Here is a 12,615-nt window from a genome sequence, read left to right as displayed (position 1 = left end):
CATTCATTTCAGAGGTTATTTTTATTCTTGGAGATTCTAATATTGTTATCAAAAATGGTTTTTATGGTAAAATATATAAAATATTTTTGGATATAGGGGTCATATAATGAAACAAATTAAAATAGTTTTAACAGGACTAATGCTTAGTGGCTTATTAATGGGGTGTACGGAAGAAGAAAAGAAAGTTGAGCAAGTAAAAGCAAAAGAAGCTGAAAATGAAATTGTAACAATTGAGACTAAAACTGAAGTCAACTCCTCAAAGGTTTGGAAGGACGTTTCAAAACCCGATGGATTTAACGATTATGGAATCGAACCAACATTGAAGGCATGGATTGCCTATCATGCCGAAGATATTACTAAAACAACCGATGTGAACGAATATTATTCAAGGGCAAATCGTCTTACTAAGGAATTGTCATATTTTCGAGTACAAGGGGAAGATCTTGAAAAGGATTTTGAAAATTTAAATGTACTTCAAACTTTCATGGGCCATCTTGATTATGTGATATCGGTAGAAGAAGAGCAAGGAATTGACACGGTTGAAGCATATGAAGAATTAAAAGTCAGTTTCAAGTATTTCACTGAATTACTTCAAGACCTCAATAGTATTATAAATGACAATAGCCAAGGTGAAACATTCGGGCTCACACACCAATTAGACGGAAATAGGGTTGACGAACTCGAAAAGTTCCTTTATTCAGAGGCAGTAGAAATTGGAAAGTAAATATTACGAATAAGAATAAACAGTAATCATTGTTTAAAGGAAAGTTAGGCATATTAAAGCTTCTACTATCTGAGTTCACTGGACTCAGATATTTTAATTTTGGAGATTCTAGCCTTGTTATGAATGGCGGTGTCTAAGCAGTAATTCCTCACTATGCGCATTCAAACGGTAATATAAAACAATTAATTAAATTTACCGTAATCTTCCTGTCTATCCTTTATAGGATGGATATTTTTTTCGGTCGTATTTAGCAAATATTATAAAACCATCTAGTACCTATTTTTCTAGTTTAGCTACTTTCATAATAGGAGGGGTTATATAGACAATTGGCTTAAATGCTAGGTAGATGAATACAGATTGATAGAAAAATTTATGATTAAAAGGCGCTAGTCCTTCAATTTCCCAGTCAAGTCGCTTCCTTGAGAATATATTATTACTAGAAAATAAAAAGGAGGTGAATAGATTGGAACAGCATAATCATGCTCATCAACAAAAACAAACAGAAAAATTTTGTGGTTGTGTAGGTCCGATAAAATGTCAAGAACTTGCAAATATTATTGGTGGGGTAGTTATAACTGCAACACCAGTTTGTGTTGTTCAGCGCCTTCGTGACATTAAAGCTACTATTCTTGGACGAACTACTCGATCTCCACTTGCCCTTCCATTCGCTCTTTCGTTTGAAGGAATTGGCGCTAACACACTAAACCTTGGTGAATCGGTGGTGCTTCAAGAGGAAATTAATCCATTTTTAACAGAACTTCGTAAGAGAGGACTTACTGTTACGGCGGTGCACAACCATTGGCTATTCGATAATCCTAGATTAATGTATATGCATTGGGAGAATGTCGGGAATCCAACCCAATTTGCAAAAAATAGTTTCGATGCAGCAGTTGCAGCAGGCTTGTTCAAAAAAGGTAAGTAAAGATAATCATATAACGTGATTTAAATAGGAGCCATCTATTGTTGCAATCGTCTCAGATGGCTAATTCAAAGATGAATCATCATGAAAATGCACAGAACGAGGCACAACGAACAAACTGTGGCTTTTTATTCTCTTTCATGATTACTTCTATCCCATTTGTCCCATGATAGGGATAGATGGGGGGTGTTGGTTAATGGATTATGAATATACGGTGAAATTTTACTTTGGCGAAAGTCGAGAAGAGGAATATAAAATCAAGACGAATATTGGACAAGAATCATTTGCCGAAGAAATTACTAATGGGTTCAATGAGAAGTCATGGTATTCATTTACTGAAACGGAACATTATCAGACGATATTACTCAATACGAAAGATGTTTATAAGGTATCGGTAGTGCAAAAAACTGTGGAATTTGATTAAAATGGATATGTAAAGTTTCATCTAATTTAGTGAACCCCAAAGGTTAGAATTTCGATCTAACATTTGGGGTTCTGTGTATTTAAGCAACTTTTATCCAAGAGGGGTAGACTGCAATAAGTGCACAAGAAATTTTTGAAGAAGAAAAATACTTGGAACACTATAAATAAGGAATGATAATTGAAGTTTGTATGTTAAATGGAAAAAGACCACTCCATGAGGTGCAGGACCTGATGGGTGGTCTATATTTTTAGAGGGATTTAATTCTACTGATTGTTTTTATTTCACATTTGGATAAATCATTGTTGCTGGGTCTACATATTCATCGAATTGTTCTTCTGTTAGTAGACCACTGGCGATGGCTGCTTCTTTTAAGGTTGTGCCTTCTTTGTGAGCTTTTTTCGCTATTTTTGCTGCGTTTTCGTAACCGATATATGGATTTAATGCCGTTACAAGCATTAAAGAATTTCTTAAATTATGATCGAGCACTTCTTTATTCGGTTCAATCCCTACAGCACAATGGTCGTTAAATGATTGCATTGTATCAGCTAATAGGCGAGTTGATTGTAAGAAGTTGTAAATGATTACTGGTTTAAAGACGTTAAGCTCAAAGTTACCTTGGGAAGCGGCGAACGCAATGGTTGCATCATTTCCAACTACTTGAGTGACAACCATTGTCATAGCTTCACTTTGTGTAGGGTTTACTTTACCAGGCATAATCGATGAGCCTGGCTCGTTTTCTGGGATGGTGATTTCGCCAATACCAGAACGAGGGCCACTAGCAAGCCAGCGAACGTCATTGGCAATTTTCATTAAATCGGCCGCTAATGCTTTTAGTGCACCGTGTGCGACAACGGCTTCATCATGACTTGTTAAAGCGTGGAATTTATTCGCTGCTGAAGTGAATTGTTTACCTGTTAGTTCACTTATTTCCGCAGCAACACGATCACCAAATTCAGGGTGAGCGTTAATACCAGTACCTACCGCTGTTCCACCAATCGCAAGTTCCTTCATATAATCAATATTTTGGATAATCATCCGCTCCGATTTTGCCAGCATAGCTGCCCAGCCGCTAATTTCTTGACCTAATGTTAGAGGTGTTGCATCCTGTAAATGTGTACGTCCAATTTTTATAATATCTTTAAATTGAGCTGCTTTATCTTCTAGTGTTGACTTTAATAGTCGTAGACGTGGTAATAAATAATCTTCCACTTTTAACACAGCTGCAATATGCAATGCCGTTGGGAAGGTATCATTCGAGCTTTGTGATTTATTGACATCATCATTCGGATGAATGCGATCAGTCTCACTAGCATCCTGTAATAGTTGGTTCGCGCGGTGAGCAATTACTTCGTTAACGTTCATGTTTGATTGTGTACCACTACCTGTTTGCCATACAACGAGTGGGAATTGATCGTCCCATTGCCCATTTAAAATTTCATCAGCTGCCTGTACAATCACATTCGTCTTAAGATCAGAAAGCTTGCCTAGTTTGTTGTTGGCAATTGCTGCACTTTTTTTTAAGATAGCCATGGCCTGCACAAGCTCAATTGGCATTTGCTCCGTACCAATTTGGAAATTCTCTTTACTGCGCTGTGTTTGCGCACCCCAAATTTTATCAGCAGGTACTTTAATTTCACCCATAGTGTCTTTTTCAATACGGTAATCCATGTCAAAACAGCTCCTTTATTATGTAAATTTCTCCATTTATATAGATAAAAACGGATACTCTTAGTCTGATGTAAGAATATCCGTTTGATACATGCTTATTCAAAAAAGAGGGGGATTCTGAATAAAGCAATTTGGAGAAAGAAATAATCTAGTGATAATGATAATTGTTATCAATTAAAAAGTCAATATTTTTGCTTAAGGAATTTTAAAGGTGAGAATCATTCGCAATCGTATTATTGATATTCCCGATTGTAAAGGAAATAAACCTATTGTGAAGTATTATCTCTTTTTCTTTCCAAGTTCTTTAACAGGTTGCTTTTTAGGAATTTTTTCGAAAATAATCTTCACATGAAAATTGTTATCATCAACCTGAAGCACCTCAACTACCTTTGCCTTGCGCCCTTTAATCCGAATATCCTCTTCCGCAGCAGGGAGTTTGACGAGCAACTGACTTAAAACGGACGTCTTGTTTTCATAAAAATGAGTCACAAACATCACGATTCTCCTTCTAACATTTGATTGTTACTCACTTTATGAACGACGGAGTGGATATAGAACTTTTGTTAAGGAGGTTAAATGAGATCACCGCTGGAATAGCGGGCCAGGTTAATCATAAGCTGAGGGAATCCGTTTGCAATGGAGGCCACGGAGATCAAAAAGTGAGGGAACTCGCTCGAACAGGGAGTCGAAGTGATCATAAAGTGGGAGAACCCTCGCACAGGGAGTCAAAGTGATCATAAAGTGAGAGAACCCGCTCGAAAAGGAGGTCAAGGTGATCCTAAAGTGAAGGTAACCGCTCGAACAGGAGGCCAAGGTGATCACAAAGTGAAGGTAACCGCTCGAACAGAAGGCCAAGGTGATCACAAAGTGAAGGAATCCGCTCGAACAGGAGGTCAAGGTGCTCATAAAGTGAGGGAACCCGCTTGAACAGGAGGTCAAGGTGCTCATAAAGTGAGAGAACCCGCTCGAACAGGAGGCCAAGGTGATCCTAAAGTGAAGGTAACCGCTCGAACAGAAGGCCAAGGTGATCACAAAGTGAAGGTAACCGCTCGCACAGGGAGTCAAAGTGATCATAAAGTGAGAGAACCCGCTCGCACAGGAGGTCAAAGTGATCCTAAAGTGAAGGTAACCGCTCGAACAGGGAGTCAAAGTGATCCTAAAGTGAAGGTAACCGCTCGAACAGGGAGTCAAAGTGATCCTAAAGTGAAGGTAACCGCTCGAACAGGAGATCAAGGTGCTCATAAAGTGAGGAAACCCGCTCTAACAGAAGGTTGAAGTGATCCTAAAGTGAAGGTACCCGCTCGAACAGAAGGCCAAGGTGATCACAAAGAGAAGGAATCCGCTCGAAAAGGAGGTCAAGGTGATCATAAAGTGAGGGAACCCGCTCGAAAAGGAGGTCAAGGGTGATCATAAAGTGAGGGAACCCGCTCGAAAAGGAGGTCAAGGTGATCCTAAAGTGAAGGTAACCGCTCGAAAAGGAGGTCAAGGTGATCCTAAAGTGAAGGTACCCGCTCGAACAGAAGGCCAAGGTGATCACAAAGTGAAGGTAACCGCTCGCACAGGGAGTCAAAGTGATCATAAAGAGAGGGAACCCGCTCGAACAGGAGTTTGAAGTGATCCTAAAGTGAAGGTACCCGCTCGAACAGGGAGTCAAAGTGATCCTAAAGTGAGGGAACCAGCTCGAACAGAGCGCCAAGGTGATCCTAAAGTGAAGGTACCCGCTCGAACAGGGAGTCCAAGTGATCATAAAGTGGGAGAACCCGCTCGAACAGGAGGTCAAAGTGATCCTAAAGTGGGAGAACCCGCTCGAACAGGAGGTCAAAGTGATCCTAAAGTGAAGGTAACCGCTCGAACAGGAGGCCAAGGTGATCCTAAAGTGAAGGACCCGCTCGAACAGAAGGTTGAAGTGATCGTAAAGTGAAGGTAACCGCTCGAACAGGAGGCCAAGGTGATCATAGCATGAGAGTCCTTACTCAAATGCACTCATGGGACAATTTTAGAAAACTCCATTTAATATAAAAATTTATAGATAAAACAAAAGACAACTACTTATGAGGTAAACAAGATGTCAAATACATTTGACACCTTGTTTGTCTTATTTTATGATCAAGATGTAAAAGATCTTTTACACCCCCGAACTGGAGTGATTGTTAAATTGGAAAATAAAATAAAGATATATAGAGAAGAAAAAAGTCTTTCACAGGGCAAACTAGCGGATCTTTGTAACGTGACAAGGCAGACAATCAATGCCATTGAAAATAATAAATATGACCCGAGTTTAGAGTTAGCTTTTACATTGTCATATATATTAGATGCTTCTATTGAGGAATTGTTTATATTTTCATACGAAAGGAATGAGAAAAAGTGACGACTATTAAAAAGGTAAGTTTAATTGGTTCTTTAGTTATTATTACTTCGGTTGGGGGATACGGGGGTTATCAATGGATCAACGAAAAAATCATTAATCCCACAACCATTATTTTTGTATTTTTAGGAATTGGTCTCTTATTCCAATCTATTACTTGGGGAGATATGAATGGAAAAGAAGAAAGGAAAAAAGATGAGTTAGAAAAACATATCACACTAGTTAGTTCAAAAATAAGTTATTACCTTCTACTGTTATTAATGATTATTGTTTTAGTGATTTCAGAAAGAGTAACTGCAATGAATGACATAAAAAATATCCCATTAGTCGTTGTAATAGGTCTTGCTTGGATAACGATGCCAATTACTGAGTATGTTGTTTCAAAAAAATATAGTTAACCGAGTTAAATATTTTGGACATCATGATTTCGAAACTAGGAAATATGCGATTGCCGCATTTACTTGTATGTTGGGGACTTGGGAAACGGGTTACTGTCAAGTTTTTCAGCCAGTAAAAGAGTGGGAGGAAAATAAAAAATGGAGTGCGAATCCCTTCGATCAAAAGCGTTATTATCGCTTTAAAGATTATCTTTATGCCCTATTAGAACATCACGAACAGATAGAAAAAGAATTTCCTTATATGTTTGAAGATATTGTTTTATTTTTAACAACCATTGAGCTCAATAAGGGGATCAGCTATGAGGAATGGTTTCCTGAACATAATCCGACTATTTTTAAGCGCTTACGAGAGGTAATTTTGATTCCCAAACAGCTCCTTCTAGGTAAACGTAGCCATCGAAAATATTTATTAATAGAAATAGGTATTGAACCTTTTTTTGAATCAGATCATTAACGCCTTTATAAATTGCCGGGTAATCAAGCCAAAGAAGGTTAGCCGTAAATTAATTTATATGAAAATCAAAAATATGACATGTTTTTACGTTTTGTAATTGCAACTTTCGACATATTTTTTATTTATTTCTCGGGAAATATCTCTTACGGAATGGTGAAAATAGAGCACCTTTGTTACCGCAACTTCTAAGGGGCATCTATAGGAAAAATAGTGACTTTATGATTTGTTTAACTATTCTTACTTCTTTTTTATCTAAGAGGCAGCGTGATGACGTTTCAGCTTTGATATTGTTCGTTATAATAAGAGAAAGGAGGAAATAAGATGTATTTAAAATCATGTAAGGTGTTACAGGATACCATTCCGAATAAACAGATGTATCCTTTTAACATTCCAAGCTTGCAGGATTTACAAGAGCTGGAGTTTCCGACAAATGTGACGTTCTTTGTTGGGGAAAATGGGTCGGGGAAATCAACATTATTGGAGGCTATTGCGGATCGCTGTGATTTTAATACGGCGGGTGGTGGTCGTCAAAATTTATATGAAGTACATAAGGCAGAATCCTCACTGGGGGACTATATTCGTTTGTCGTGGTTGCCGAAGATTTCGAATGGTTTTTTTCTTCGATCGGAAACATTTTATCAATTTGCCAGTCATATTGATTTGTTAGAATACCATCCGAATAAATATGCCGCTTTTGGGGGCAAATCCCTACACCACCAATCCCATGGTGAATCTTTTCTGGCATTATTTATGAATCGGTTTAAGGGGAAAGCGATCTATTTATTGGATGAGCCTGAGGCAGCCTTATCTCCAACAAGACAATTAAGCCTGCTGAAAATTATGAAGGACTTAGAGCATGAGGCACAATTTATTATCGCTACGCACTCACCAATTTTACTGGGCTATCCGAATGCGACGATTTATAGTTTTGATGATGAGGCAATTGAACCGATACGCTATGAAGATACCATTCATTACATTGTTACCAAACGTTTTTTAGATGCACCACAAACCATTTTAAGTGAGTTATTTGATGAGGAGAGGGAATCATGAATCAACGAAAAGGCTTAGTCATGCGAGAAATTCGATTAGACGAAATGGCACAGTCCATTGATTTACTGAATTATGTCTTTCAAATGTCTATGTCCATTCACAAGGATCGCCGTTTTGTAAATGCTAAGAGTAAGCAGTTTAATGAGGGGCATGCCATCGGATGGTTTGATGGGTCCCACTTGGTTTCGCAAATTTTAAGTTTGCCTTTTGAGGTTAATGTACATGGCAAGATTTACGAAATGGGTGGCATCACAGCAGTTGGGACATACCCAGAATACTCAGGTCATGGCTTAATGGAGAGCTTAATTATTGAAAGTTTACAAAGAATGCGTAATGAAGGTCAATGCATATCCTATTTATTTCCATATTCTATCCCGTATTACCGTAAAAAGGGGTGGGAAATTATGAGTGATATTGTGGAATTTCAGGTGAAGGATACGCAGCTTCCTCATTATGCTGGGCTTAACGGGAAAATTCGTCGTGTGGATCCGAAGCATGAGGATGTTGTGGATATCTATGCACGCTATGCCCAGAAAACGCATGGGGTGATGGTGCGCAATAGTATTGCCTGGAATGAGAAATTTCAGGAGGATTTCTGGGAGGAGAAATTCATTGACAGTGATGTCAATCTTCAGGCAGCTGTCTATTATGATGAAGACGATGTAGCACAAGGCTACATGTTTTATCGTATTATGGAAGAAAACTATTACATTGATGAAATCGTTTATTTGCAGGAAGAGGCTCGTAAAGGCTTATGGAATTTCGTCTCGGCTCATAGTTCGATGGTTTATAATGTCTACGGGAAAACAACGGGAAATGAAGCGGTTGCCTTTTTATTAGAGGACAGTGAAATTATTCAAAAGGTCTCTCCTTATTTCATGGCGAGAATTGTCGATGTCAATGAGTTTTTGTTGCGTTATCCATTTGTCGGTCATGATTTTGAGCTTCAGCTTGCGGTCACTGATCGCATTGTGGCTTGGAATAATGGAACATACATCATTAAAATGGCAGATGGTAAGGTTTCTGTCCAAAAAGTGAGTGAGACTTTGAATGATAGTGCTGTTCATTTAACAGTGCAAACATTGGCTACTATGCTGTTAGGCTATAAACGTCCACGTTATTTAGAGAAAATCGAACGTTTACAAGGACGTCCCGAGGAAATTGACCTACTAGAGGCCGTATTACCTGTTGGTATTCCGACATTTATTGATTATTTTTAAGCCGTATCATGTGTAGAGGAGGAGCCATAACGTGGATTGTTATGGCTGCCAGGCCTCTTTCAACAGTTCAACACCAAGCTTGATTTCTTCCATCGTTAACTTACTAAAACCTAATTGCAGCATCGGTGTCTCCTTTGCTTGTTGATGAAAAAACGGACTGGTTGGGTATACTTTAACACAGCAGGATTCTGCTTGTTCGATGAGCTGTTGCTCCGAAAGTGCAGACTTTATTTTCACCAAAACATAGAGCCCTGATTGCTCGCCTATTATCGTGACTTGCTCACCCAATTGTTGTTGTAGCTCCTGAACAAGGCGCTGCATTTTTTGTTTGTAGGTCAGGCGCATCCTTTTAATATGGCGTGTCCATTCCCCTTGTGCCATAAAATGTGCCATTGTGCGTTGATGGAGGGACGAAGCATTTTGTTCAAAATAAGCAAAGCGTTCTTTAAATGGCTGAACAAGCATATTCGGTAGCACCATATAGCTTAATCGAACTCCTGGCAGAAACGATTTGGAGAAAGTGCCTAAATAAATTACCCGAGAAGGGTCGATCGATGCCAGTGCAGGAAATGGCTGTTGCGCATAACGAAATTCACCATCATAATCGTCCTCTAGAATAAAGCCATCGACTTGTTGGGCCCACTGTATTAGAGTCTGTCGCTGTTGAATATTCATAGAAACACCGTACGGGAAATGATGTGACGGGGTGACATAGAGTAGACGGGATGGACTGTCAGCTAATAGGTTGAGCTGTGCACCAGACTCTGTTACCGGCAATGCCTCTATATGAAAATTATGTAATTGGAAAGCCTCTCGTGCCCCGTTGTAGCCTGGGTCCTCCAGAAGGATACTTGGGAAATGGTCTTTTAATAAAAAGCCAAGATGCAGGAGCATTTGCTGCGTGCTACTGCCAATAATGATATTTTCAATCGTTGTCGAAACGCCCCTTGCTTGTAGGAGGTATTGAACAAGCTGCTCCTTTAACAATGAATCTCCAAACAATTCCCCATATTGATAGCATGATGAATCCAATAATACTTGATTGGCTATTTGACGCCATGTTTTCAAAGGAAAATGTTGCTGATCAACAGCTCCTGCTCGAAAATCTACAACGATGGAGGGGAGATGGTATTTGGTCTGCGAAATAATCGGGTCTATCTGCTCCTGTAAGAAAACCTGCTCCAACGCATTCACAAAATAGCCCTTCCGCCCCTCGCCGCGAATATAGCCTTCTGCCACAAGCTGTTCATATGCAGTTAGCGTGGTATTACGACTAACGTGTAAAGTTTCTGCTAGTTTACGAATGGATGGTAGAGAGTCGTTTGTTTTCAGTGCCCCTTGTGTAATAAGTGCTTTAATTTGCTGATAAACCTGTTTATACTTTGCCTCATTCTCTGTTAATAAAAAGATAAAGTCGTCCAATTGTGCACCGCCTTGACATGTTGAAATTTTAGAAACTGTTTCTTTTGAAATGTCAGATTTTTTATTACTATCATACAAGAACGTCAATGAAAAAGAAATGGGGAATAGAAGCATGAAAATTAGTATCGTAACAAAATCAACAATAGGGGAAGTTGTACCATTATTTAATGCCTATCGAGAATTTTATGGCCAGCCATCTGATATAACTAAGGCCGAGCAATTTATTCAAGAACGTGTGGAAAATGGGGAGTCCATTATTTTTCTCGCGTACCAGGAGCAGGAGCCAGTAGGGTTTGCGCAATTATTCCCTATTTTTTCATCTGTAGCTATGAAAAGAGCATTTATACTAAATGATTTATTTGTGGCGCAACATGCCAGGAAGCAAGGCGTCGCTCAAGCTTTAATGGAACAATGCTACGCCTATTGCCAACAGGAAGCTGCCCGTTACATGATGCTCGAAACAGCGAAAGATAATGTCAATGCCCAGCAGCTCTATGAAAAACTAGGTATGACGATTGATGAAAGTGTTTATTATTACAGTATTTACTGGTGATATAGGGGTTGTTCAATTAGAGTGGGGTATTCCTTATAAATGTTGGGGAAGTATTCAAAAAATGTGAGGCCTCCGCTCCAAAGTGAGAGAGAAGTGATCAAAGAATCGGGGAGTCCGCTCATAAATGAGTCGGAAGTGATCATAAAAGCGAGGAACCCGCTCATAAGTGAGTCGGAAGTGATCATAAAAGCGGGGAGTCCGCTCATAAATGAGTCGGAAGTGATCAAAGAATCGGGGAGTCCGTTCATAAATGAGTCGGAAGTGATCAAAGAAGCGAGGAACCCGCTCGTAAATGAGTCGGAAGTGATCAAAGAAGCGAGGAGTCCGCTCATAAATGAATCGGAAGTGATCAAAGAAGCGAGGAGTCCGCTCATAAATGAATCGGAAGTGATCAAAGAAGCGAGGAGTCCGCTCATAAGTGAGTCGGAAGTGATCATAAAAGCGGGGAGTCCGCTCATAAATGAATCGAAAGTGATCAAAGAAGCGAGGAACCCGCTCGTAAATGAGTCAGAAGTGACCATAGAAGTGAGGCACCCGCTCCGAAGAGAGAGAAGTGATCATAAAAGTAAGGCCGCCGCTCACAAACCTAGCAAAGCGACCCATCCAACACAATTCAAAGGGAATCCCTCCACAATAAAGTTACTTCGGCATCCCAAAAAAGGACCCGCTATAAAAGCGGGTTCTTTTGTTTAGGCTTGGCTCATCCATCCTGCGAAAAGGCCGGAGGAGAAAAAGCGGGTAATATGTGTGAATCCGGCTTCTTGTAGTAGTTGCTCGATTTCTTGAGCGGAAATGAAGGAAATATTCATGATGATTTTGCCCATACTTTCTACCCTTTCTTTTTTGTAACCTGCCTCTAAAAAGAAGCTTTGCCATATTTTGATGCGATCTTGTAGTTCTTCACTTTCACGTTCACCGTAGGCACAGGCGAGGACAAAGGGTTTTCCTGGTATTAAATGGGCGTGTATGTTTTTTAGTAGGTTCAGTTTTTCCTGTCGATCTTCTATAAAATGAAGGACGAGGATACAACTGGCCGCATCGAATTTCGGCGTATTGGATGGCAGGTTGTCAATGGTTCCTTGTAATAATTGGACACGGTCTTCTAGTCCGAGTTGTGCGGCTTTATGTTGCGCGATTTGAAGCATTTCCTCAGCTGGATCAACCCCTGTAAATGTCCAATGAGGGTTTGTAGGTCCCCAAGCTGAAAGCTCATTGCCACCGCCAGCTCCTATGACAAGCAGGGATGCTTCTTGTTCACCTAGCTGAGCACGGAAGTAGGCTTGTGTCACGGCAAATAATGTGTCATAGGCAGGTACCGAAATACGAGTGCTCTGCTCATAGGTTTGTGCCTTCTCCAATAAATGTGTCGATAATTTATTCATCGTTATGGCCTCCAATGTTTATTGTATATATTA

General features: G+C 39.7%; 19 protein-coding genes. 15 read left to right on the top strand and 4 right to left on the bottom strand.

Annotated elements, in window-relative coordinates:
- Positions 1 to 106 precede the first annotated feature (106 nt).
- The 4 genes from ABC382_RS06040 (at position 107) to ABC382_RS06025 (ending at position 2,067) form a co-directional block, all read left to right on the top strand.
- The gene (locus ABC382_RS06040) at positions 107 to 724 is read left to right on the top strand and encodes a hypothetical protein (RefSeq protein ID WP_322611735.1); all 618 of its coding nucleotides are present in this window, start codon (positions 107 to 109) and stop codon (positions 722 to 724) included.
- Between the two features lie 529 nt (positions 725 to 1,253).
- A complete protein-coding gene (locus ABC382_RS06035; RefSeq protein ID WP_274797301.1) occupies positions 1,254 to 1,646 on the top strand; it encodes a DUF1259 domain-containing protein in 393 nt (130 codons plus the stop codon).
- A 38-nt stretch (positions 1,647 to 1,684) separates the two neighbouring features.
- Positions 1,685 to 1,813: a hypothetical protein gene (locus ABC382_RS06030; RefSeq protein ID WP_322611734.1), complete on the top strand. Its 129-nt coding sequence runs from the start codon at positions 1,685 to 1,687 to the stop codon at positions 1,811 to 1,813.
- 26 nt (positions 1,814 to 1,839) lie between these two features.
- Positions 1,840 to 2,067, top strand: coding sequence for a hypothetical protein (locus ABC382_RS06025; protein ID WP_322611733.1), 228 nt, complete (start codon positions 1,840 to 1,842; stop codon positions 2,065 to 2,067).
- A 276-nt stretch (positions 2,068 to 2,343) separates the two neighbouring features.
- Here the strand turns inward: ABC382_RS06025 and fumC are convergent, their stop codons facing one another.
- Positions 2,344 to 3,735, bottom strand: coding sequence for a class II fumarate hydratase (gene fumC, locus ABC382_RS06020; protein WP_322611732.1), 1,392 nt, complete (start codon positions 3,733 to 3,735; stop codon positions 2,344 to 2,346).
- 279 nt (positions 3,736 to 4,014) lie between these two features.
- Positions 4,015 to 4,230, bottom strand: coding sequence for a hypothetical protein (locus ABC382_RS06015; RefSeq protein ID WP_274796765.1), 216 nt, complete (start codon positions 4,228 to 4,230; stop codon positions 4,015 to 4,017).
- Positions 4,231 to 4,425: 195 nt separating this feature from the next.
- On the opposite strand from ABC382_RS06015, the gene ABC382_RS06010 reads away from it, so the two are divergent.
- The 9 genes from ABC382_RS06010 (at position 4,426) to ABC382_RS05970 (ending at position 9,225) form a co-directional block, all read left to right on the top strand.
- Positions 4,426 to 4,662, top strand: coding sequence for a hypothetical protein (locus ABC382_RS06010; protein ID WP_322611731.1), 237 nt, complete (start codon positions 4,426 to 4,428; stop codon positions 4,660 to 4,662).
- A gap of 24 nt (positions 4,663 to 4,686) precedes the next feature.
- On the top strand, positions 4,687 to 5,010 hold the full coding sequence (locus ABC382_RS06005) for a hypothetical protein (RefSeq protein ID WP_412926659.1): 324 nt from the start codon (positions 4,687 to 4,689) through the stop codon (positions 5,008 to 5,010).
- A gap of 139 nt (positions 5,011 to 5,149) precedes the next feature.
- The gene (locus ABC382_RS06000) at positions 5,150 to 5,347 is read left to right on the top strand and encodes a hypothetical protein (RefSeq protein WP_322611729.1); all 198 of its coding nucleotides are present in this window, start codon (positions 5,150 to 5,152) and stop codon (positions 5,345 to 5,347) included.
- A gap of 12 nt (positions 5,348 to 5,359) precedes the next feature.
- Positions 5,360 to 5,656, top strand: coding sequence for a hypothetical protein (locus tag ABC382_RS05995; RefSeq protein WP_322611728.1), 297 nt, complete (start codon positions 5,360 to 5,362; stop codon positions 5,654 to 5,656).
- A gap of 234 nt (positions 5,657 to 5,890) precedes the next feature.
- Positions 5,891 to 6,103 carry a helix-turn-helix transcriptional regulator gene (locus ABC382_RS05990; RefSeq protein ID WP_322606285.1) on the top strand — a complete coding sequence of 71 codons (213 nt, stop codon included), beginning with the start codon at positions 5,891 to 5,893 and terminating at the stop codon, positions 6,101 to 6,103.
- Positions 6,100 to 6,498, top strand: a complete 399-nt coding sequence (locus ABC382_RS05985) for a hypothetical protein (protein WP_322606188.1) — start codon at positions 6,100 to 6,102, stop codon at positions 6,496 to 6,498. The genes ABC382_RS05990 and ABC382_RS05985 overlap by 4 nt, the downstream gene beginning before the upstream one ends.
- Positions 6,476 to 6,952, top strand: coding sequence for a hypothetical protein (locus tag ABC382_RS05980; RefSeq protein ID WP_322611727.1), 477 nt, complete (start codon positions 6,476 to 6,478; stop codon positions 6,950 to 6,952). Before ABC382_RS05985 ends, ABC382_RS05980 begins: the two co-directional genes overlap by 23 nt.
- A gap of 321 nt (positions 6,953 to 7,273) precedes the next feature.
- The gene (locus tag ABC382_RS05975; RefSeq protein WP_274796768.1) at positions 7,274 to 8,005 is read left to right on the top strand and encodes an AAA family ATPase; all 732 of its coding nucleotides are present in this window, start codon (positions 7,274 to 7,276) and stop codon (positions 8,003 to 8,005) included.
- Positions 8,002 to 9,225 (top strand): GNAT family N-acetyltransferase, encoded by a 1,224-nt coding sequence (locus ABC382_RS05970; RefSeq protein ID WP_322611726.1) that lies wholly within the window; start codon positions 8,002 to 8,004, stop codon positions 9,223 to 9,225. The genes ABC382_RS05975 and ABC382_RS05970 overlap by 4 nt, the downstream gene beginning before the upstream one ends.
- A gap of 39 nt (positions 9,226 to 9,264) precedes the next feature.
- Here the strand turns inward: ABC382_RS05970 and pdxR are convergent, their stop codons facing one another.
- A complete protein-coding gene (gene pdxR / locus ABC382_RS05965) occupies positions 9,265 to 10,647 on the bottom strand; it encodes a MocR-like pyridoxine biosynthesis transcription factor PdxR (RefSeq protein ID WP_322611725.1) in 1,383 nt (460 codons plus the stop codon).
- A 112-nt stretch (positions 10,648 to 10,759) separates the two neighbouring features.
- On the opposite strand from pdxR, the gene ABC382_RS05960 reads away from it, so the two are divergent.
- Together ABC382_RS05960 and ABC382_RS05955 are read left to right on the top strand one after the other, a co-directional pair.
- Positions 10,760 to 11,200: a GNAT family N-acetyltransferase gene (locus ABC382_RS05960; protein WP_322611724.1), complete on the top strand. Its 441-nt coding sequence runs from the start codon at positions 10,760 to 10,762 to the stop codon at positions 11,198 to 11,200.
- Positions 11,201 to 11,239: 39 nt separating this feature from the next.
- A complete protein-coding gene (locus ABC382_RS05955) occupies positions 11,240 to 11,893 on the top strand; it encodes a hypothetical protein (RefSeq protein ID WP_322823678.1) in 654 nt (217 codons plus the stop codon).
- On the opposite strand, the gene ABC382_RS05950 is transcribed toward ABC382_RS05955, so the two are convergent.
- Entirely contained in the window at positions 11,890 to 12,582 is a 693-nt protein-coding gene (locus tag ABC382_RS05950) for a class I SAM-dependent methyltransferase (protein WP_322611722.1), read from the bottom strand. The two genes, ABC382_RS05955 and ABC382_RS05950, sit on opposite strands and share 4 nt — an antisense overlap.
- Positions 12,583 to 12,615: the final 33 nt, after the last annotated feature.

The sequence above is a fragment of the Lysinibacillus phoenicis genome (assembly GCF_047238325.1).
GTDB lineage: Bacteria > Bacillota > Bacilli > Bacillales_A > Planococcaceae > Lysinibacillus > Lysinibacillus irui.
This window is presented reverse-complemented; position numbering and strand designations above follow the sequence as displayed.